The 19,216-nt window shown below is 67.6% G+C and carries 20 protein-coding genes and 1 tRNA gene; 9 read left to right on the forward strand and 12 right to left on the reverse strand.

The window, feature by feature from the left end:
• Positions 1-60: 60 nt before the first annotated feature.
• The gene (locus QRN16_RS18990; protein WP_082544652.1) at positions 61-426 is read left to right on the forward strand and encodes a helix-turn-helix domain-containing protein; all 366 of its coding nucleotides are present in this window, start codon (positions 61-63) and stop codon (positions 424-426) included.
• Between the two features lie 9 nt (positions 427-435).
• Here the strand turns inward: QRN16_RS18990 and QRN16_RS18995 are convergent, their stop codons facing one another.
• From QRN16_RS18995 to QRN16_RS19005, 3 genes are read right to left on the reverse strand one after another with little or no spacing between them, the layout of a single operon-like run.
• Positions 436-1,095 (reverse strand): YoaK family protein, encoded by a 660-nt coding sequence (locus QRN16_RS18995; protein WP_056447941.1) that lies wholly within the window; start codon positions 1,093-1,095, stop codon positions 436-438.
• Complete coding sequence (locus tag QRN16_RS19000; RefSeq protein WP_285188933.1) at positions 1,092-1,589, reverse strand: DNA-deoxyinosine glycosylase; 498 nt, start codon at positions 1,587-1,589, stop codon at positions 1,092-1,094. The genes QRN16_RS18995 and QRN16_RS19000 overlap by 4 nt, the downstream gene beginning before the upstream one ends.
• Positions 1,586-2,044 carry an anthrone oxygenase family protein gene (locus QRN16_RS19005; protein WP_037186651.1) on the reverse strand — a complete coding sequence of 153 codons (459 nt, stop codon included), beginning with the start codon at positions 2,042-2,044 and terminating at the stop codon, positions 1,586-1,588. Before QRN16_RS19005 ends, QRN16_RS19000 begins: the two co-directional genes overlap by 4 nt.
• A 72-nt stretch (positions 2,045-2,116) precedes the next feature.
• Between QRN16_RS19005 and QRN16_RS19010 the strand changes: the two genes are divergently transcribed.
• Positions 2,117-2,494, forward strand: a complete 378-nt coding sequence (locus tag QRN16_RS19010; protein WP_056447944.1) for a hypothetical protein — start codon at positions 2,117-2,119, stop codon at positions 2,492-2,494.
• Between the two features lie 21 nt (positions 2,495-2,515).
• Here the strand turns inward: QRN16_RS19010 and QRN16_RS19015 are convergent.
• A tRNA-Leu gene (locus QRN16_RS19015) sits at positions 2,516-2,592 on the reverse strand.
• Positions 2,593-2,742: 150 nt separating this feature from the next.
• On the opposite strand from QRN16_RS19015, the gene QRN16_RS19020 reads away from it, so the two are divergent.
• Both QRN16_RS19020 and QRN16_RS19025 read left to right on the forward strand, forming a co-directional pair.
• On the forward strand, positions 2,743-3,348 hold the full coding sequence (locus tag QRN16_RS19020) for an ANTAR domain-containing response regulator (RefSeq protein WP_027506773.1): 606 nt from the start codon (positions 2,743-2,745) through the stop codon (positions 3,346-3,348).
• Between the two features lie 189 nt (positions 3,349-3,537).
• Positions 3,538-4,875, forward strand: coding sequence for an ABC transporter substrate-binding protein (locus QRN16_RS19025; protein WP_027506772.1), 1,338 nt, complete (start codon positions 3,538-3,540; stop codon positions 4,873-4,875).
• A 214-nt stretch (positions 4,876-5,089) separates the two neighbouring features.
• Here QRN16_RS19025 and QRN16_RS19030 read toward each other — a convergent pair whose 3' ends face one another.
• Genes QRN16_RS19030 through QRN16_RS19045 form a run of 4 tightly spaced genes read right to left on the reverse strand, consistent with a single transcriptional unit; the run spans position 5,090 to position 9,291 of the window.
• Positions 5,090-5,914, reverse strand: coding sequence for an ABC transporter ATP-binding protein (locus QRN16_RS19030; protein ID WP_285188937.1), 825 nt, complete (start codon positions 5,912-5,914; stop codon positions 5,090-5,092).
• A complete protein-coding gene (locus QRN16_RS19035; protein WP_027506770.1) occupies positions 5,911-6,924 on the reverse strand; it encodes an ABC transporter ATP-binding protein in 1,014 nt (337 codons plus the stop codon). The genes QRN16_RS19030 and QRN16_RS19035 overlap by 4 nt, the downstream gene beginning before the upstream one ends.
• Complete coding sequence (locus QRN16_RS19040; protein ID WP_027506769.1) at positions 6,914-7,906, reverse strand: branched-chain amino acid ABC transporter permease; 993 nt, start codon at positions 7,904-7,906, stop codon at positions 6,914-6,916. The genes QRN16_RS19035 and QRN16_RS19040 overlap by 11 nt, the downstream gene beginning before the upstream one ends.
• A 2-nt stretch (positions 7,907-7,908) precedes the next feature.
• Complete coding sequence (locus QRN16_RS19045; RefSeq protein ID WP_027506768.1) at positions 7,909-9,291, reverse strand: branched-chain amino acid ABC transporter permease; 1,383 nt, start codon at positions 9,289-9,291, stop codon at positions 7,909-7,911.
• A gap of 215 nt (positions 9,292-9,506) precedes the next feature.
• On the opposite strand from QRN16_RS19045, the gene polA reads away from it, so the two are divergent.
• The gene (gene polA, locus QRN16_RS19050; RefSeq protein ID WP_222628453.1) at positions 9,507-12,170 is read left to right on the forward strand and encodes a DNA polymerase I; all 2,664 of its coding nucleotides are present in this window, start codon (positions 9,507-9,509) and stop codon (positions 12,168-12,170) included.
• Between the two features lie 81 nt (positions 12,171-12,251).
• Here polA and trxA read toward each other — a convergent pair whose 3' ends face one another.
• Both trxA and QRN16_RS19060 read right to left on the reverse strand, forming a co-directional pair.
• On the reverse strand, positions 12,252-12,623 hold the full coding sequence (gene trxA / locus QRN16_RS19055) for a thioredoxin (RefSeq protein WP_027506766.1): 372 nt from the start codon (positions 12,621-12,623) through the stop codon (positions 12,252-12,254).
• A gap of 103 nt (positions 12,624-12,726) precedes the next feature.
• Positions 12,727-13,725: a GlxA family transcriptional regulator gene (locus tag QRN16_RS19060; protein WP_027506765.1), complete on the reverse strand. Its 999-nt coding sequence runs from the start codon at positions 13,723-13,725 to the stop codon at positions 12,727-12,729.
• Between the two features lie 83 nt (positions 13,726-13,808).
• Between QRN16_RS19060 and QRN16_RS19065 the strand changes: the two genes are divergently transcribed.
• Positions 13,809-13,934, forward strand: a complete 126-nt coding sequence (locus tag QRN16_RS19065; RefSeq protein WP_261769712.1) for a hypothetical protein — start codon at positions 13,809-13,811, stop codon at positions 13,932-13,934.
• A 2-nt stretch (positions 13,935-13,936) separates the two neighbouring features.
• Positions 13,937-14,830 (forward strand): DMT family transporter, encoded by an 894-nt coding sequence (locus tag QRN16_RS19070; protein WP_285188944.1) that lies wholly within the window; start codon positions 13,937-13,939, stop codon positions 14,828-14,830.
• On the opposite strand, the gene QRN16_RS19075 is transcribed toward QRN16_RS19070, so the two are convergent.
• Positions 14,820-15,362 (reverse strand): 2'-5' RNA ligase family protein, encoded by a 543-nt coding sequence (locus QRN16_RS19075; protein WP_027506763.1) that lies wholly within the window; start codon positions 15,360-15,362, stop codon positions 14,820-14,822. The two genes, QRN16_RS19070 and QRN16_RS19075, sit on opposite strands and share 11 nt — an antisense overlap.
• A 20-nt stretch (positions 15,363-15,382) precedes the next feature.
• Here QRN16_RS19075 and QRN16_RS19080 point away from each other — a divergent pair, with 20 nt between their 5' ends.
• The gene (locus QRN16_RS19080; RefSeq protein ID WP_285188946.1) at positions 15,383-16,519 is read left to right on the forward strand and encodes an isocitrate/isopropylmalate dehydrogenase family protein; all 1,137 of its coding nucleotides are present in this window, start codon (positions 15,383-15,385) and stop codon (positions 16,517-16,519) included.
• Positions 16,520-16,523: 4 nt separating this feature from the next.
• Here the strand turns inward: QRN16_RS19080 and QRN16_RS19085 are convergent, their stop codons facing one another.
• Positions 16,524-17,336 carry a class I SAM-dependent methyltransferase gene (locus QRN16_RS19085; RefSeq protein ID WP_285189071.1) on the reverse strand — a complete coding sequence of 271 codons (813 nt, stop codon included), beginning with the start codon at positions 17,334-17,336 and terminating at the stop codon, positions 16,524-16,526.
• A gap of 356 nt (positions 17,337-17,692) precedes the next feature.
• Between QRN16_RS19085 and rpsA the strand changes: the two genes are divergently transcribed.
• Complete coding sequence (gene rpsA, locus QRN16_RS19090) at positions 17,693-19,171, forward strand: 30S ribosomal protein S1 (RefSeq protein WP_027506761.1); 1,479 nt, start codon at positions 17,693-17,695, stop codon at positions 19,169-19,171.
• Positions 19,172-19,216 lie beyond the last annotated feature (45 nt).

Here is a 19,216-nt window from a genome sequence, read left to right on the forward strand (position 1 = left end):
GCGGGCGGGCAATCGACACACTGTGCGTGAACTTGCGTCCGTGTCAGTAGTGTTCGCGCCATGGATCAGACGTCCGGGGTGGGGGAGACGTGGTGGGAGTATCTGAACCGCGTCACAGACAGAGCATCACAAGTGGAGATCGCGCGGGCTGCAGGGGTGGACCCCGCGTCGGTCTCGAGATGGAAACTGGGGAAGAACACGCCGAGTGCGGATCGCGTGATCGCGGTCGCACGGCACTTCGGTCGGAATCCGGTGGAGGCGCTCGTCGTCGCGCGCTACCTCGAGCCTCGAGAAGTCGACGCGTCGATCGAGTTGGCCGCCAGCGCCGCCGCGCTGACGGACGACGAGTTGATCACGGCCGTCCGACGTCGACTCGAGCTGGCGCGGGGCATGGTCGCATCGGGGTCACCGGTGAGCCACGACTGACCGGGGTGTTCAGGGCGTGCGCTCGTCGATGACGAAGATCGCGAGCGTCGCCGCCAACACCGCGGCCGGTATCCACGCGGCGCGGACGCCGACGGACCCGGTCGCGGCGGCGCCGGCCAGTGCGCCGAGGACGAACACGGCGATCACGGCGCTGTAGACACCGAACGCCCGTCGGCCGGCGGAGTCGCGGTCGACGATCGCAGCGAAGCCGGCCTCGGTCACGCGCATCAGATTTCCGGTCATCGCGATCGCGATGTAGTTGAGATCGCCGATGTTCCGGAACAGGGCGATCTGCAGCGCGGCGATGAACGAGATCGGCACGGTGACCAGCGCATTCGGCACCGTGGCGGGTACGAAGCCCACCACGGCGAGGATGGCTGCCTGCGCCGCGATGGACCACCGGATCGGCCGGTGCACTCGGCGTTCGGCGCGTCCCGTCTTGATGACGTTGGCGATCGAGACACCGACCACGAACGCGAGGATCGGCCAGAGGTGTTGGGCCGCGTCCCGCCAGTGCGTCCGCGACACCTCGATCGCCAGGAAGATGACGTTGCCCGTCTGCGCGTTGGCGAAGACGCCGCCTCGGCTGACGTAGGTGTAGGCATCGAGGAACCCGCTCGCAGCGGTGACGAGGAGCGCGAAGCGCAGACTCGAGGCCGTCGCGGTCACCGGTCTTCCCTCGCGACGATGCGCCAGGCGTCGACCTTCGCCGCCGTGCTCAGGGCGGCATGGGCAGGGCTGGTGGACGGCAGACGGAACGTCTCGACGGGCCGGGACAGCGCCACGTGGCGAGCGAACAGCCGCGCCGCCGCGGCGCCGTTGAACACAATGCGGTCCAGGGTGGGGTGGGCCGTGAGCAGCGCGTCGATGTCGTTCGGCACCACCGTGTCGCTCTCGATGGCCGAGTCGAGACTGCCCTCGCGAGTGCACAGTTCGAGAACGTCCCACACCGCGACGCCCGCGGCCGTGAGTGCGCGCACGCGCTCCGCGTAACCGGCATCCCCGGGTAGGTGGAGGATGTGAGTCATGATGGGCCAGAACGCATTCCGCGGATGGGCGTAGTACTGCTCGGCCGTCAGCGACGCGACCCCCGGCATGGAACCGAGCACCAGCGTGTGCGGCGAGTCGCCGACGAGCGGGGCGAAGCCGTGCACCACCGTCATGCTGCGACACCGGCGACGACGAACAGCACCGACGCACCCAGTCCTGCGACCACGCGGACGTGGTTCCACCGGGTCCACCGAGTGAGGTATTCGGGCCACACGTCCTCCGCGGCAGCGAGCCGATCGTTGAGCGGCACGTTGACGGCGACGGTCACGCCGAGGCAGCCCGCGACGTAGAGCGCCGCCGCCGCTGCGACGAGAACGGCGGGTGTGCCAGGCTCGAGGAACGCGGTGACGGCGGCGAGGACCGATGCCGCCGCGGTACCGAACAGCAGGACCATGAAGACGGGAGCGACGATGACCACGTTCACGCGCGTCATCACCGCCGTGGCGGCGGACGCGGGCTGTACGCCCAGCGCCGGCATCACGGCGATGGAGAAGGCCAGCAGGACGCCGGCCACCGCAGCGGAACCGACACCCGCCGCGACGACGGCGGCGGAGAGCAGAACGGACACGACGGAGCCTTTCGATGATGCGGCGGTTCTGTCGTCCCATCAGATCACGGTGCCCACCGCCGGGGTCGTCCGATGATCGTCACGAGTGCCTTCTTCGCCGACTACGCGCGCCAGTCGGACCAGAAGCTCGACGTGCTCGGCGGCATCTGGGACTGGTGTGTGGTCCCGTCCCTCGCGCAGCCCGTCGAGGCCTACCTGGTGGTCCTGCTGCAGCGTGGCCCCGACGACGTGTCGGGTGAGCGGGTACGGGTGGAGATCACGGACGGCGAGGACGAGCCTCTGCACGTGTTCGAACTGCCCGTCGCCGGTCACCTCGAGGGGGAGCAGCAGGCTGTGGCGTTCCCGATCTCCTTCGCATGCAGACGGGTGGGGCGCCACGTGCTGCGCCTGACGACGGGGGCGGCCGATCCGGGATTCGCGCTCTCGCTGGACGTTCGATCGATGGCCTGAGCGGCTGCGGGGGAGATGTACTGGTGCCCTCGGTGAGACTCGAACTCACACTGCACGGGTTTTGAATCCGTTTCCTCTGCCAATTGGGATACGAGGGCGAACCGCTCGCGGGGCGAGCTGGTGCGGTCACCGAGTGTAGAAGATCGGTGCCGGATGCGGTGCACCGGTACCCTGACGACGGCCCGGGCGCAGCGTCGAGAACGGCGCCGCCGCGGGGGGAGAAGTGCATCGAGGGAGGGCGAGTCAGCGTGAACACACCGGCACCGTCGCAGCCACGTCGTGTGGTGGTCGCGGAGGACGAGTCACTCATTCGGCTGGACCTCGTGGAGATGTTGCGCGAGGAGGGGTACGACGTCGTCGGCGAGGCCGCGGACGGTCAGGAAGCGGTGGACCTCGTCCGCGCCCTGGTTCCGGATCTGGTGATCATGGACGTGAAGATGCCGCGTCGAGACGGTATCGACGCGGCCTCCGAGATCGCCGCGGCTCGGTTGGCTCCGGTCGTGATCCTGACGGCCTTCAGCCAGCGCGAGCTCGTCGAGAGGGCCCGCGACGCCGGCGCCATGGCGTATCTGGTGAAGCCCTTCACGAAGGCGGACCTCGTGCCCGCCGTGGAACTGGCCGCCAGCCGGTTCACCGAGATCTCCGCGCTGGAGACCGAGATCGCGGATCTCCACGACCGCCTCGACACGCGCAAACTCATCGAGCGCGCCAAGGGTCTGCTGATGACGTCCCAGTCGCTCTCCGAGCCGGAGGCCTTCACGTGGATTCAGCGGGCCGCGATGGACCGCCGCACCACCATGAAGGCGGTCGCCTCCGTCGTCATCGAGACGCTCGGAGACGCCCCCGTCGCGTGACACCGAGTGCCGTGATCCGGCCTCGAAGACTGTGCCAGGCTACGGCTGCGTTAAAACTGGCTGCGTAGACGTCACAGTAAGGTCACAGGGCTTGTTCCACGGGTCGCGAACCGTCGGGGAGCGATAGGTTCTCCTTCACGAGCGTCACGGTATCGGGTGCGTGACGCACATATTTCTAGGAGACGACAGATGGCAAGACGAACCATCGTTCGGACGGCTGCGGTGGTGAGCGTCGCTTCGCTCGCCCTGTTCGGCTGTTCCTCGAGCGACGATTCGAGTTCCGGCAGCGAAACCAGCGCTGCCGGCGGCTCTTCCGCAGCTGCGGAGGCCACCGTGGACACCGACTGCACACCCGAGCAGGCAACTGCCGGCGCGACGCCGGTGACCACTCCGCTCAAGCTCGGCACACTGCTTCCCGAGACCGGTAGCCTCGCCTTCCTCGGCCCGCCCGAGGTCGCCGGCGTGCAGCTCGCCGTCAACGACGTCAACGGCGCCGGTGGCGTTCTCGACCAGCCGATGGAGCTCATCCCCGGCGACTCGGGCGACACCACCACGGACACCGCGAACAGCACCGTCGACCGCGAGCTCGCGGCCGGCGTCAGTGTCATCCTGGGTGCAGCGTCGTCCTCGGTGTCCCTCAAGGTCATCGACAAGATCGCCAGCGCCGGCGTCGTGCAGATCTCGCCGGCCAACACCTCCGACCAGTTCGTCTGCTACGCGGACAAGGGCCAGTACTTCCGCACGGCACCGACCGATGTGCTTCAGGCACAGGCGCTCTCGCAGCTCATCGCCGAGGACGGCGGCCAGCGCGTCTCCATCCTCGCGCTCAACGACCCGTACGGTACGGGCCTGGCGAGCAACACTGTCACCAACCTCGAGGACGCCGGCATCGCGTCCGACCAGATCCAGAAGATCATCTACGACCCCAACGCGCAGTCGTTCAACGCCGAGGTGGACCAGGTGAAGAACTTCAACCCGGACGCCGTCGCCATCATCGGCTTCGAGGAGTCGGCGAAGATCATCACCCGTATGCACGAGATCGGCATCGGACCGTCGGACGGCACCGCCGTCTACGGCGTCGACGGCAACATGGGCAACGCCCTCGGCGAGTCGGTCGGACCCGGCCTGCTCGACACCATGCGTGGCACCACGCCGCTCACCGACGTGGGCGCCGGTTTCCAGGACCGTCTCAAGGCCGTCAACCCGGCTCTGGTCGACTTCAACTACGCCGGTGAGTCCTACGACGCCGTCGTGATCTCCGCCCTGGCCGCGGAGCAGGCGAAGTCCACCGCGGGTGTCGACATCGCGGCGAACATCAACTCCGTCACCAAGGACGGAACGAAGTGCACCACGTTCCAGGAGTGCCTGCCGCTGGTGAAGGCCGGAACCGACATCGACTACGACGGTGTCACCGGTGAGCTCGCGTTCACCGACGGCGGTGAGCCGTCCGTCGGCTCGTACGGCAAGCTGGTCTTCGGACCGGACAACAAGCTCACCACCGAGGACTACATCGTCGTCGGCGGCTGATCTGCAGTAGCCCGGAACGGGCCCGACTCCACTGGAGTCGGGCCCGTTCTGCTGTCGTGAGGCTCGGCTGCTCCTCCCGCGAGTACGTCGACAGTGTTGTGAATACGGCTCGTTGCACGGCACTTCGGACGTACTCGCCGAGGGTGAGGGGCCGCAGACAGCGAGAAGGGCGCCCCGAGCAAGCTCGGAGCGCCCCTGTCGGTGTGCGCGGGTACTACTTCTTCTCTTTGCTCCCCGCCAACGTGCCGAGGTACAGCTCGATGACCTTGGGGTCGTTCATCAGGTTCGTGCCCGTGTCGGTGTACGCATTCTTGCCCTGATCCAGCACGTAGCCGCGGTCACAGATCTGGAGGCACCGGCGAGCATTCTGCTCCACCATGATGATGGAGACGCCTGCCGCGTTGATCTTCTTGCAGCGGATGAAGACCTCGTCCTGGAACATCGGAGACAGTCCGGCCGACGGCTCGTCGAGCAGCAGCACGGACGGTTCCATCATCAGCGCGCGGCCCATGGCGACCATCTGCCGCTCGCCACCGGACAGTGCGCCCGCCTTGATCTTGCGACGCTCCGACAGCAGCGGGAAAAGCTCGCTCACGAAGTCGAACCGTTCCTGGAACTTCTTCGGCCGCAGGTAGATCCCCATCTCGAGGTTCTCCTCGATGGTGAGCGAGGGAAACACGTTCTGGGTCTGCGGAACGTAACCGACGCCCTTCGTCACGAGCACGTGTGCCTCGGCGGAGGTGATGGTGTCGCCGCGCAGCGTGACGGATCCGCTGCGGATCGGGATGAGACCGAAGAGTGCCTTGAGCAACGTCGACTTGCCGGCACCGTTGGGGCCGATGATGCCGACGATCTCGCCGTCGTTCAGATAGAAGTTGCAGTCCTTCAGGATGTTCACGCCGGGGATGTATCCGGCCACCAGGTCGTCGGCACGCACGAGCGCGTCGGTGGCCAGGCGGCGGTGTTCGTCCGCTGTCGCCGCGAATTCTGCTGCGGTGAGCCCGGTTCCCCCGGATGTGGTCGCTCCGGATTCGGTCATGTCGTGGTCCTCTTGTCCGTCCCGATCTCGGGTTCGGCCGCGGAGAGATCTCCGCCCGACTCGAGTGTCTCGACCTCGGCCTGCTCGAGCGCCTCGGCCAGTTCTGCCGTGGCGCCCACAGGATTTCCGTCGGCGTCGAACTCGAGCGCCTGATCGTGGTGGCTTCCCAGGTACGCGTCGACGACGGCCTCGTTGTCCGCCAACTGCGCGGGCGCGGACTCGGCGATGACGCTGCCCTGAGCCATGACCACGACCCAGTCACTGATGTCGCGGATCACGTCCATGTCGTGCTCGACGAAGACGACGGTCATGCCGTCGTCGCGCAGCGACTTGATGTGGCCCAGAAGGCTCTGCGTCAGTGCGGGATTCACGCCGGCCATGGGCTCGTCGAGCATGACGACGGCGGGATCGGTCATGAGCGCTCGCGCCATCTCGAGCAGCTTGCGCTGTCCGCCGGAGAGGGATCCCGCGAGGTCCTCGGACTTCGCGTCGAGTTTGAATCGCGCGAGCAGTTCCCGCGCACGCTCGGTCACCTCCCGCTCCTGCGCCTTCCACGTCCACGGCATGAGCGTGTTGAAGATCCGCTCACCCTTCTGTCCCGTGGCACCGAGCCGGACGTTGTCCAGCACGGTCAGCTTCGACAGTGCCTTCGTCAGCTGGAACGTGCGCACCACACCGTGGCGCGCCACCTGGTGCGGCGTCATCCTGCCCAGCGACTTGCCGTCCATCGACCAGGACCCGGTGTCCGGCTGGTCGAACCCGGTGAGCAGGTTGAACAAGGTCGTCTTGCCGGCGCCGTTCGGGCCGATCAGGCCGGTGATGCAGCCACGCTGGATCTCGAGGTGTGCCACGTCGACGGCCTTGAGGCCACCGAAGGTCCGGGACACGCCGTCGACCACCATGGTCGGGTCGGGCTTGGCGACGCCGGGGGTGTTCGCGACGTCGGCGAACAACGCCGCGCGCACCTCGGCGCTGAGCGGCTTGCGTGCCGCGATGGTGTTACTTGGCATCGAGCTGTACCTCCCGCTTGTTGCCCAGCAGTCCCTGCGGGCGGAAGATCATCAGCACCGCGATGAGGATGCCGAGGAGGACGAATCGTGTGGCGCCGACCTGCTGTTCGGTCATCGGAATGAGCGGGTCGTCGCCGGCGGCGGCCTGACGCAGCAGCACGTCGGGGATCGACAGGAAGAACCAGAAGAGCATGGCTCCGACGACCGGACCGAAGACCGTGGCCGCACCGCCGAGGATCAGTGCGCCGAAGGCGAAGAAGGTCTGCGCCGTCGAGTAGAAGTCGGGGTTGATCGACTTGGTCTGCAGAGCGTTGAACACGCCGCCCATACCGCCGATGACGCCACCGAGGACGAGGGCCTGCATCTTGTAGACGAAGACGTTCTTGCCCAGCGAGCGGGCGGCGTCCTCGTCCTCGCGCACCGCCTTGAGGACGCGTCCCCAGGGGCTGTGCGTGAGCAGGTACACGAGTCCGCACAGGATCAGCACCAGTGACCATCCGACCACCATGGCCCACAGGTCGTCGCCGTAGAACTTCACGCCGACGAACGAGTACTGCTTGCCCGAGTCGAACGGGCTGAGGTTGGTGAACGGATCGGCGAAACCGAAGAGGCCGTTGGTCGATCCGGTGACACCGTTCGACGCGGTGGACCGGAAGACCAGTCGCAGGATCTCCGACGCCGCGATGGTGACGATGGCGAGATAGTCCGCCCGCAGTCGCAGGGTGGGGATACCGAGCACGAGCGCGAGGAGACCGGCTGCCGCGAGTCCGACGAGGATGCCGAGCCACAGCGGCTGTTCGTACGTGATGGTCATGATGCCGACGCCGTATCCGCCCAGCAGGGCGAAGCCGATCTGACCGAAGTTGAGCAGTCCTGCGTAGCCGAAGTGCAGGTTCAGTCCGATGGCGAGAAGTGCGTAAAAGATCGCGGAGGGCCCGACGAGCTGGGCCAGCGATACCTGGATTGCTCCGATGATGTCCATGGTCAGCCGATCCTTTGCCGCGAGCCCAGGATGCCTTGCGGCCGGACGATGAGGATGACGATCAAGACGAGCAATCCTCCGATGTATTTGAGGTCGGGGTTGATCACGAGCGTCGACCACTGCACCAGCAGACCGACGATGACACAGCCGAGCAGGGCGCCGTACGCCGTACCGAGGCCACCGAGGGTGATGCCGGCGAACATGAGCAGGAGGAGCTTGAAGCCCATCTCCCACTGGACGCGTCCGCCGAGCTCGGAGAGCCCGAACAGCACGCCGCCCAGAGCGGCGAGACCGCCGCCCATGCACCAGACGAAGGTCACGACGCGCTCGACGTTGATGCCGGACGACGCGGCGAGATCGCGGTTGTCGGCGACGGCGCGCATGGCCTTGCCGATACGGGTCTTCTGCAGCATGAGCGCGACGAGCACGAGCACCACGACGCTGATGACGATGCAGGCGAGGTTGACGTCGGTGATGGCGAACGGCCCCCACTCACGCTGCACCTGCGCCTGATAGTCCTTGTAGGGCTCGGCGCGGTCGGAGAAGAAGATGAGGATCAGGTACCGCAGGGCGATCGCGAGACCGATCGAGACGACGAGTTGGCCGATGAGGCCGGTCTTGCGTCTGCGCAGCGGTCTCCAGAGTCCGGCGTTGTTCGCCCAGCCGACCGCCACACCGACGATCACCGCCAGGACGGTCGCCGGGATCAGCTGGATCCCGAGCTTCTGGTTGAAGACCCATGCCGCGACGGCACCGAGCGTGACCAACTCGCCGTGGGCGAAGTTGGTGAGCCCGGTGGTGCCGAAGATGAGGCTCAGACCGATCGCGGCGAGCGCGATGACCAGTCCGAAGCGCAGCCCGTCGATGGTGGTGCGCAGGAACTTCTCGTAGAACGGGACGACCGTGGCGCTGCGTTCCTCACCGAAACTGAAGATGACGGTGTTGGCGCGACCTGCCTCCACGGTGCGTTCGACGTCGCCCTGCACGGAGACACCGTCGGGCAGGGTCTCGGGGTCGACGCGGAACGTGTAACTGCCGGGTGAGACCGGAAGTGTCCATCGCCCACCGGTTTCCGACGTGGTGCGAGCCACCTCGGACTCTCCGGAGTCGAGGGCCACGACGTCGACGCCGACGAGGCGTTCACCGGCGTTGTTCAGGCTGCCGCTGACGTTCACCGCGTCGGCGGGTGGAGCGGAGTCGGACTCGGAGCCGCTCGCGGGTGGGGAGCTCGAGCTCGGAGTGGGGGACGGAGTGGGTTCCTGGGCCAGGGCCGTTCCACCGAAGGTGGCTGCGGCGATGAGGCCGAGGAGTACGACGACGAGCGCGCGGACGAGGGCGGCGGTGGCCGTCGTTCGTCCGGGCCGTCGAGGACTCGAGGGGGGCACGGGGGTCCTCTCGGACGGTCGACTAACGCCGAGGAATCTCGGCTCTGCTTGCAATTGTCGGACTCTATCGGGCTCCGGGTATCGAGAACGGCCGCTTCGATTTCTTCGATGTTTCAGTCTTGTTTCGAAGCGGTCGACCGCCGACCACGCCCGTGTCGGTACGCCTCCCTAGACTGACCTGCGTGAGTCCAGTAACCGAGTCCTCGCCCCTCCTGATGCTGATCGACGGTCACTCGGTGGCGTACCGCGCCTTCTACGCCCTGCCCGCCGAGAACTTCAAGACCACCAGCGGGCAGACCACCAACGCGGTGTACGGGTTCACCTCCATGCTCATCAATCTGCTGCGGGACGAGTCGCCCACGCACGTCGGCGCGGCCTTCGACGTCTCTCGCCAGACCTTCCGGGCGGACAAGTTCCCGGAGTACAAGGCCAATCGCATCAAGACCCCCGACGAGTTCGCGGGCCAGATCGACATCACCAAGGACGTCCTCGGAGCACTGGGCATCCCAGTGATGGCGGAGCCGGGCTTCGAGGCGGACGACATCATCGCCACCCTCACCACGCAGGCGGTCGCGGCGGGGTACCGGGTGCTGGTGGTCACCGGCGACCGGGACTCGCTGCAGTTGGTCAACGACCAGGTGACCGTCCTCTACCCGCGCAAGGGCGTCTCCGACCTGACGCGGTTCACGCCGGCGGAGGTCGAGAGCAAGTACGGACTCACCCCGGCCCAGTATCCGGACTTCGCGGCGCTGCGCGGAGACCCCAGCGACAATCTTCCCGGCATCCCGGGGGTGGGGGAGAAGACCGCCACCAAGTGGATCCGGGAGTACGGCAGCCTCGAGGACCTGGTCGACAAGGTCGACACCGTGCGCGGCAAGGTCGGCGACGCGCTGCGCGCCAATCTCTCCAGCGTCGTCCTCAATCGCCAGCTCACCGAGATGGTGCGCGACGTCCCTCTGCCGTACACACCGGATCAACTGCAGCTGGCGCCGTGGGACCGCGAGCGGGTGCACGCGCTGTTCGACGATCTCGAGTTCCGTGTGTTGCGCGATCGGCTTTTCGCCACCCTCTCGTCGACCGAGCCGGAGGCGGAGGAGGGCTTCGAGGTGCGGGGCCGCGCGCTCGAACCGGGCGAGCTCGCCGAGTGGCTCGAGGCGCACACGCAGGACGGTGTCCGCACCGGGCTCTCCGTCGTGGGGACGCGGTCCCCGTTCGACGGTGACGCGTCGGCCGTCGCGTTCGCGTCGGCGGACGGGGAGGGCGCCTACGTCGAGACCATCGGGCTCACCGCCGAGGACGAGCAGGCGCTCGCGGCCTGGTTCGCGGACGAGTCGCGGCCCAAGGCTCTCCACGAGGCCAAGTGGGCGTTGCATGCGCTGCGCGGTCGCGGATGGCCCGTCGCGGGGCTGACCAGCGACACCGCACTCGCGGCCTACCTGGTCCGCCCGGGGCAGCGGAGCTTCGCGCTCGACGACCTGTCGCTGCGGTACCTCAAGCGCGAGTTGCGCATCGAGGACGCCGGCGACGCCCAGCTGTCCCTGCTCGACAGCGAGGACGAGACGCAGGCAGCGGTGGCCGAGGGGGAGATCCTGCGAGCGCAGGCGGTGCTGGATCTCGCGGACGCGCTGGACCGTGAGCTCGACGAGATCGAGTCCGCGCCGCTGCTCTCGGACATGGAGCTGCCGCTGCTCGGCGTGCTCGCCACCGTCGAGAACACCGGTATCGCGATCGATCTCGATCATCTGCACGACCTGCAGAGCCAGTTCGCCGGGGAGGTGAGCGTCGCCGCCGAGGCGGCCTACGCGGTGATCGGCAAGCAGATCAACCTCGGGTCACCCAAGCAGTTGCAGGTGGTCCTGTTCGACGAGCTCGACATGCCCAAGACCAAGCGCACCAAGACCGGCTACACCACCGATGCCGAAGCGCTGCAGTCGATGTTCGAGAAGACCGAGCATCCCTTCCTTCGGCACCTACTCGATCACCGGGACGCCACGCGGCTCAAGGTGACGGTCGACGGTCTGCTCAAGTCGGTCAGCGACGACGGGCGCATCCACACCACGTTCAACCAGACCATCGCCGCGACGGGTCGGCTGTCCTCCACCGAGCCCAACCTGCAGAACATTCCGGTCAAGACGTCCGCGGGCCGTCGCATCAGGGAGGGCTTCGTCGTCGGCGAGGGTTACGACTCGCTGATGACGGCGGACTACAGCCAGATCGAGATGCGGATCATGGCGCACGTCTCCAAGGACGAGGGGCTCATCGAGGCATTCAACACCGGCGAGGATCTGCACAGCTTCGTCGGGTCGCGCGCTTTCGGGGTGCCCATCGACGAGGTGACGCCGGAGTTGCGCCGCCGGGTCAAGGCGATGTCGTACGGACTGGCGTACGGGCTCAGTGCCTACGGCCTCTCCCAGCAGCTCAAGATCTCCACCGAGGAGGCCAAGGAGCAGATGGAGGCGTACTTCTCCCGGTTCGGTGGGGTGCGCGACTATCTGCACGAGGTCGTGGAGGCAGCGCGCAAGGTCGGCTACACCTCGACTCTCTACGGACGTCGCCGCTACCTGCCGGATCTGACGAGCGACAATCGTCAGCGCCGCGAGGTCGCCGAGCGCGCGGCCCTCAACGCCCCCATCCAGGGCACCGCGGCCGACATCATCAAGGTCGCGATGATCGACGTCCAGCTCGGACTGGTCGAAACCGGGCTCACCTCGCGGATGCTCCTTCAGGTGCACGACGAACTGGTGCTCGAGGTCGTCGAGTCCGAACGCGCCGAGGTCGAGGCGTTGGTCCGAGACAAGATGGCGCACGCCATCGAGCTGTCGGTGCCGCTCGACGTCTCCGTGGGAACGGGTCGCACCTGGGACGACGCCGCACACTGAGGCGACCACACGACGACGACGGCGGGCGACGGAATCTCTTCCGTCGCCCGCCGTCGTGGTGCGGGTGTCAGCCCGCGGTGGTCACTCGGCCGCGGCCTGCTGCTCCGCGATCTGCTTGCGGACGTCGTCCATGTCCAGGCCCTTGATCTGGCCGACCAGGTCCTCGAGCGCCGCCTGCGGAAGTGCGCCGGGCTGCGCGAAGACGAGGACGCCCTCGCGGAACGCCATGAGCGTGGGAATCGAGCGGATGTTCGCGGCGGCGGCGAGTCCCTGCTCCGCCTCGGTGTCGACCTTGCCGAACACGACGTCGGGGTGCTGCTCCGAGGACTTCTCGAACGTCGGGGCGAACTGCTTGCACGGTCCGCACCAGTCGGCCCAGAAGTCGACCAGAACGACGTCGTTACCGGTGACGGTCTCGTCGAAGTTCTGCTGGGTGAGGGTCTGCGTTGCCACGAGGATCCTTTCGTCGTGAGTGCCGACCCACCTCGTGTGGGCTCCGGCATGGTGTTCTGTCCACCGTCAACAGGCGGACCCGCGCCGTCATTCCCGAGATCGATCAGACCGAGACGGGCGCCGCCCGGAAGGTGCGCCGGTAGGACTGCGGTGTGGTGCGGCGTAGCCGCAGGAAGTGCTGGCGCAACACCGCCGCGGAACCGAATCCCACGGTGTCCGCGACGGCGTCCACCGACAGGTCACTGGACTCGAGGAGTCGCTGCGCCTCGAGAACACGCTGATCGCTGATCCAGCGTGCCGGGGTCGTGCCCGTCTCCGCCTGGAATCGGCGAGCGAAGGTGCGGGGCGACATCGAGACGCGTGCTGCCAGGACGTCCACGGTGAGGTCCTCGCGCAGGTTCTCGGCGATCCAGTCGATGAGCGGGGCGAGGGTGTCCGAGTCGCAGGTGGGGACGGGCACCGCGACGTACTGGGCCTGGCCGCCGTCACGGTGCGGGGGCACCACCATGCGTCGTGCGATGCCGTTGGCCACCGCGGCGCCCTGTGTGGACCGCACGATGTGCAGGCACAGGTCGATCCCGGCAGCGGTTCCCGCGCTGGTGTAGACGTTGCCGTCCTGGACGTAGAGCACGTTCGAGTCGACCGTGGCGCCGGGAAAGCGCTCGGCCAGGCGCGCCGCATGGCGCCAGTGGGTCGTGCACCGACGTCCGTCCAGCAGTCCCGCCTCGCCGAGAACGAAGGCGCCGGTGCACAGGCTCGCGACGCGCGCGCCTCTTGCCACGGCAGCGCGCAACTTCTCGGCCAGCGGTTCGAGGTCGTGGCCGTCACCGGTGCCGCAGGCGAACGTGCCGTCCGGCGCCGTCGCGGTACCACCCGCGGACATGATGATCAGATCCGCGTCGTCGAGTCGATCGAGGTCGTACGGGACGTCGATGGAGTAGCCGAACCGAGTGCGGATCGGGTCGGGGACGGCCGCGATCAGCGAGAAGTCGTAGACCGGCAGTCCGTCGTCCGACCGGTCGAATCCGAAGACCTCGCACGCGACACCCAGTTCGAACGCCTCGGTCAACGGCAGGAGCGGGACGACCACCTTCGTCAGCATGTCGCCCAGTATGGCAGGAAAACGACGAAACATGTCATTACTGCCACTGTTGGTGAAAACTGCTGCGGCGGAGTATTTCTCGCATGACCTTCTTCCTCGTTCTCGCGACAGTCCTGCTCCTCCTCACTGTCCTCGCCGCCCTCGCACTCGCGGATCGGACACCCGACACCCATGCCGAGGTGACCCGCCACGGCGACTACCGTTTCTGATCGTGCTCGTACTGCAGTTCCTGGCCACCGCAACGGTGTGGGGCGCGAGCTTCTTGTTCATGAAGGTGGGTCTCGAGGGGCTGAGCTTCGTCCAGGTGGTGCTGGCGCGACTCGTCCTCGGTGCGGCCACACTGCTGATCCTGTTGCGTCCCATGCATGTTCGACTCCCGCGGCGAGGAGTCGTGTGGCTCCACTCGACGTTCCTCGCGGTGGTGCAGTGCATCCTCCCGTGGCTGCTGTTCGCGTGGGCGGAGCAGGAGATCGACTCGGCCACGGCATCCATCGTCAACGCGACGACGCCGCTCATGACGACGGTGCTGGCCTTCGCCGTTCTTCCCGCCGAACGGCCGACTCTGCTGCGCGCCGCGGGCCTCCTGATCGGCTTCGCCGGCATCGTCGTGGTGTTCGCGCCGTGGGAGAGCGGTCTGAGTGGCAGCCCGCGTGCGCAGCTGGCGTGCCTCGGCGCCACCGCGTCCTACGGTGTCGCGCTGGTGTACCTGCGTCGGTTCGTCATCCCGCTGGGTGTGCCGTCGTTGGCGGTGGCGACGATGCAGATCGGTCTCGCCGCGATGATGATGCTGGTCGCGGCACCCGTGGTGGCGAGCGACGCGGTGCGTCTCGACGTGCCCGTCGTCGCGTCGATGCTCGCGCTCGGCTGTGCCGGCACCGGGCTGGCCTTCCTGTGGAACACCAACGTCGTGACGGGATGGGGACCGTCCGCCGCGTCGACCGTGACGTACCTCAGTCCCGTCGTCGGCATCGCGCTCGGCGCCCTCGTGCTCGACGAGTCGGTCACCGCGAACGCGGTGCTCGGTACCGCGCTCATCATCGTCGGGGTGGTGGTCACGACAAGGCGCCGAGCCGCCTCGGTGGCCGCGCCGCCTGTCACCCGATGAGCCAGTCGGCTCTCGCGTCGCCGTCCCAGCGACGGACGGCCGACACCTCGGCGTCGACGTCCTGAAGATCGGTCACGAGATGCGATGCCGCGGAACCGATGTCCTCGGGACGCGCGCGCATCGCCAGGGTCACGTGCGGAGTCCAGTGCCCGGGTTCGAGATGCGGGGGAATGCCGGGCGAGTCGGCGAGCGCCTCGTACACCCGCGCGTGCAGATCCAGGAGAGCCGCGGTCGGCACGACGGAGCGGGCCAGGACCGCCCGCGATCCGCCGAAGACCACCAACCCGCCGAGGCGTACCGACTCGGGGAACCGCCACGACCCGGCGTCTCGTCCGTCGGCGATCAGAGCGGCGAGCCGGCGCTCGGCGACGTCGTCGATCCTCGACGCGACCGCGATGGTGACGTGCGGACGGTTGGACGCCCCCGCGTGCCGAGCCTGACTCGGCAGGCCCAGCTCGGCGAGGTAGTTCCACTCGCGCCGGATCGCATCGTCGCTGCGCTCGTCCAGGAGGAGTTCCACCGACTGCACCATGATGGGTAATGATGGCGGCCATGACGAGTGCAGCGCATCCCGGGGCCTCACGGTCCGACGACTCCGGTGCCGGTTCGCGCCGCGCACCGCACCGCATCGGTGTCCTGCACGGCGACGGCATCGGCACCGAGATCGTGCCCGGGACCGTACAGATAGTCGATGCGGCCGTGCAGGCCCTGGGTGCCACGCCCGTCGAGTGGGTGGAGCTGCCCTTCGGTCGTGCGGCACTCGACGAGTTCGGCGACGCGGTACCGCCGCGCACCCTGAGCGCGTTGGCAGAGTTGGACGCCTGGATCCTCGGACCGCACGACAGCGCGTCCTACCCCGAGGAGACGCGGGGGCAGCTGACGCCGGGTGGTCGCATCCGCAAGGAGTTCGATCTGTACGCGAACATCCGGCCGGCACGCGCGTTGCCGGGCGTGCGGGCGACGAGTCCGGACATGGACCTGGTCGTCGTCCGGGAGAACACCGAGGGCTTCTACGCCGACCGCAACATGGCCGTCGGATCCGGGGAGTTCATGCCCACTCCCGACGTCGCCCTGGCCGTGGCGGTGTTCACCCGTCGAGCGTGCGAACGCATCGCCGAGCAGGCGTTCGCCCTCGCGGAGACTCGTCGGCGTCACGTGACCGTGGTGCACAAGACGAACGTGTTGCGATTGACGACGGGGCTGTTCAAGGACGTGTGCATGGAGGTGGCCGAGCGGCACCCGGACGTCGAGGTGGACCACGAGCACATCGACGCCCTCACGGCGAAGCTCGTGCGGTCGGGGGAGACCTTCGACGTCCTGGTGGCCGAGAACATGTTCGGAGACATTTTGTCCGACCTCACCGGCGAGTTGGCGGGGTCGCTCGGGACGGCACCGTCGATCAATGCCTCGGACACCAAGGTGATGGCTCAGGCCGCCCACGGCGCGGCCCCCGACATCGCGGGCCGCAACCGCGCCAACCCGACGGCGCTGCTGCTGTCGGTGGCCGCGATGCTCGAGCACCTCGCGGCGGGACCCGGGCCCGCCGATCACGCACAGGTGGGTGAGCGGATCCGCGCGGCGGTCGAGGCGACGATCGCCTCGGGAGTCGGTACCGCGGACATCGGGGGACTCGCGTCCACGAGCGAGTTCCTCGAGACGGTCGACGCCCACGTGGTGCGTGGTCTCTGACAGGTCAGGCGGTGCAGCAGAAGATCGCGGTGCCGGGGAAGAGCACTCCACGCAACGGCGACCACTGACCCCACTCGCGATCGAGCCACTCCGGCCAGTCGGGTTCGACGATGTCGACCAGAGTCAGCCCGGCGGCGACGATCTCGCGAACGCGGTCGCCCACCGTGCGATGGTGTTCGACGTAGGTGGCGGTGCCGTCAGGATCGAACTCGGCGTACGGCGTGCGGTCGAAGTAGGGGATGGTGGCGGTCAGCCCGGCCGGGCCCGGATCGTCCGGGAAGATCCACCGCATCGGGTGGTTGACCGAGAACACCCACCGTCCGCCGGGGCGCAACACGCGCCGGACCTCACGCATGACTCCGGCGGAGTCGGCGACGAACGGGATCGCGCCGAAGGCCGAGCACACCACGTCGAAGGACGCGTCGGCGAACGGCAGGTTCTCCGCGGAGGCCTGGATCAGTGCGGGTGACGCACTGCCGGGGGACGATGCCTCGCGGGCCGCGATCGCCGCAGCGCCGTGCGCCAGCATTCCGGCCGAGATGTCGAGGCCCGTCGCGCAGGCACCGTGACTGGCCAACCAGCGCGAGCAGGGTGCGGATCCGCATCCGATCTCGAGCACGTCGCGCCCCTCGACGTCACCGAGCAGGTGCACGTCACCCTCGTGCAGACCCTCGGGGCACCACACGAACTCGCCGGCCTCGCTCGTCACGCCGAGGAAGTCGCCGTGGGTGCGGTGGTACTCGTCGGAATCCTGGTCCCACCAGGACCGGGACGCCCGCTCGGAGGATCGGGAGTCGACGCGGCGGCGACCGGGCAGCGGCTCCGCGGGGGCCGCGTCGGCAGCGGGAGCGTGGCCGGGCGTGGACCCGGTCGGACGTGCCGGAACACCGAGATCGCCGGGGGTTTCTGTGGACACGCGCAACACGGTAACCGGGTTTGCTCGGTGCGCGGGGCACCGAGTAGTCTTCGATACGCGAATGTCTGTCTTCGCGTGCACGTGGTCGGACTCCCGCTCGTCGGCGAGGGTCCGTGGCGTGTCCGGGGGGACTGCGTCGTGTCTCGTCTCCCAGCGCTCAAGATACGGCAGCACGCGTGTCCTGTCCGCAGGAAGAACGAGTCTGTCCGACCGAACATCCATCCACCGACCCCAACCCGTCCGGAGCAACTCACCACATGGCCTCATCCACCGTCACCTCGCCGCAGGTAGCCGTCAACGACATCGGCTCCGCCGAGGATTTTCTCGCCGCGATCGACGCGACGATCAAGTACTTCAACGATGGCGACATCGTCGAGGGCACGATCGTCAAGGTCGACCGTGACGAGGTCCTGCTCGACATCGGTTACAAGACCGAAGGCGTCATCCCCTCTCGCGAGCTCTCCATCAAGCACGACGTCGACCCCAACGAGGTCGTCTCCGTGGGCGATGAGGTCGAAGCTCTCGTCCTCACCAAGGAGGACAAAGAGGGTCGTCTGATCCTGTCGAAGAAGCGCGCACAGTACGAGCGCGCCTGGGGCACCATCGAGGAGCTCAAGGAGAAGGACGAGGCCGTCAAGGGCACCGTCATCGAGGTCGTCAAGGGTGGACTCATCCTCGACATCGGTCTCCGTGGCTTCCTTCCCGCGTCGCTCGTCGAGATGCGTCGTGTCCGCGATCTCCAGCCGTACGTCGGCAAGGAGATCGAGGCCAAGATCATCGAGCTCGACAAGAACCGCAACAACGTCGTCCTCTCGCGCCGTGCATGGCTCGAGCAGACGCAGTCCGAGGTGCGCAGCGAGTTCCTGCACCAGCTCCAGAAGGGCCAGGTCCGCAAGGGCGTCGTGTCCTCCATCGTCAACTTCGGCGCGTTCGTCGATCTCGGCGGAGTCGACGGCCTGGTCCACGTGTCCGAGCTGTCCTGGAAGCACATCGACCACCCGTCCGAGGTCGTCGAGGTCGGCACCGAGGTCACGGTCGAGGTTCTCGACGTCGACCTGGACCGCGAACGTGTCTCCCTGTCGCTCAAGGCGACGCAGGAAGACCCGTGGCGTCAGTTCGCCCGTACCCACGCGATCGGTCAGATCGTCCCGGGCAAGGTCACCAAGCTGGTTCCCTTCGGTGCGTTCGTGCGCGTCGAAGAGGGCATCGAGGGCCTGGTCCACATCTCCGAGCTGGCCGAGCGCCACGTGGAGGTCCCGGACCAGGTCGTCACCGTGGGCGACGACGCGCTCGTCAAGGTCATCGACATCGACCTCGAGCGTCGCCGCATCTCGCTGTCGCTGAAGCAGGCCAACGAGGACTACAGCGCCGAGTTCGATCCGTCCAAGTACGGCATGGCCGACTCGTACGACGAGCAGGGCAACTACGTCTTCCCCGAGGGCTTCGATCCCGAGACCAACGAATGGCTCGAGGGCTTCGACAAGCAGCGCGAGGAGTGGGAAGGCCGCTACGCCGAGGCGGAGCGTCGCCACAAGATGCACACCGCGCAGATGGAGAAGACCGCAGCCGACGAGGCGCAGGAAGCTGCGAACGCAGCGGCCGGCTACTCCTCGGAGACCGGTACCCCGTCCGCACAGGGTGCACCGGCGGCAGCAGCTCCCGAGTCCACCGGCGGATCGCTCGCCAGTGACGCTCAGCTCGCCGCTCTGCGCGAGAAGCTGTCCGGCGGAGCCTGATTCGCCGACCCGGCGGAGCATGATCCGCTGATCGACCGCTGAACG

The organism is Rhodococcus sp. MEB041, assembly GCF_030208955.1.
Lineage (GTDB): Bacteria > Actinomycetota > Actinomycetes > Mycobacteriales > Mycobacteriaceae > Rhodococcoides.

Excerpts from the sequence above, each read along its gene's own strand:
- QRN16_RS19075 (WP_027506763.1), bottom strand. The coding sequence starts at position 15,362 with ATGGTGCAGTCGGTGGAACTCCTCCTGGACGAGCGCAGCGACGATGCG.
- QRN16_RS19000 (WP_285188933.1), bottom strand. The coding sequence starts at position 1,589 with ATGACGGTGGTGCACGGCTTCGCCCCGCTCGTCGGCGACTCGCCGCAC.
- polA (WP_222628453.1), top strand. The coding sequence starts at position 9,507 with ATGCTGATCGACGGTCACTCGGTGGCGTACCGCGCCTTCTACGCCCTG.
- QRN16_RS19030 (WP_285188937.1), bottom strand. The coding sequence starts at position 5,914 with ATGACCGAATCCGGAGCGACCACATCCGGGGGAACCGGGCTCACCGCA.
- QRN16_RS18990 (WP_082544652.1), top strand. The coding sequence starts at position 61 with ATGGATCAGACGTCCGGGGTGGGGGAGACGTGGTGGGAGTATCTGAAC.
- QRN16_RS19010 (WP_056447944.1), top strand. The coding sequence starts at position 2,117 with ATGATCGTCACGAGTGCCTTCTTCGCCGACTACGCGCGCCAGTCGGAC.
- QRN16_RS19035 (WP_027506770.1), bottom strand. The coding sequence starts at position 6,924 with ATGCCAAGTAACACCATCGCGGCACGCAAGCCGCTCAGCGCCGAGGTG.
- QRN16_RS19025 (WP_027506772.1), top strand. The coding sequence starts at position 3,538 with ATGGCAAGACGAACCATCGTTCGGACGGCTGCGGTGGTGAGCGTCGCT.
- rpsA (WP_027506761.1), top strand. The coding sequence starts at position 17,693 with ATGGCCTCATCCACCGTCACCTCGCCGCAGGTAGCCGTCAACGACATC.
- QRN16_RS19040 (WP_027506769.1), bottom strand. The coding sequence starts at position 7,906 with ATGGACATCATCGGAGCAATCCAGGTATCGCTGGCCCAGCTCGTCGGG.
- QRN16_RS19065 (WP_261769712.1), top strand. The coding sequence starts at position 13,809 with ATGACCTTCTTCCTCGTTCTCGCGACAGTCCTGCTCCTCCTCACTGTC.
- QRN16_RS19060 (WP_027506765.1), bottom strand. The coding sequence starts at position 13,725 with ATGCTGACGAAGGTGGTCGTCCCGCTCCTGCCGTTGACCGAGGCGTTC.
- QRN16_RS19080 (WP_285188946.1), top strand. The coding sequence starts at position 15,383 with ATGACGAGTGCAGCGCATCCCGGGGCCTCACGGTCCGACGACTCCGGT.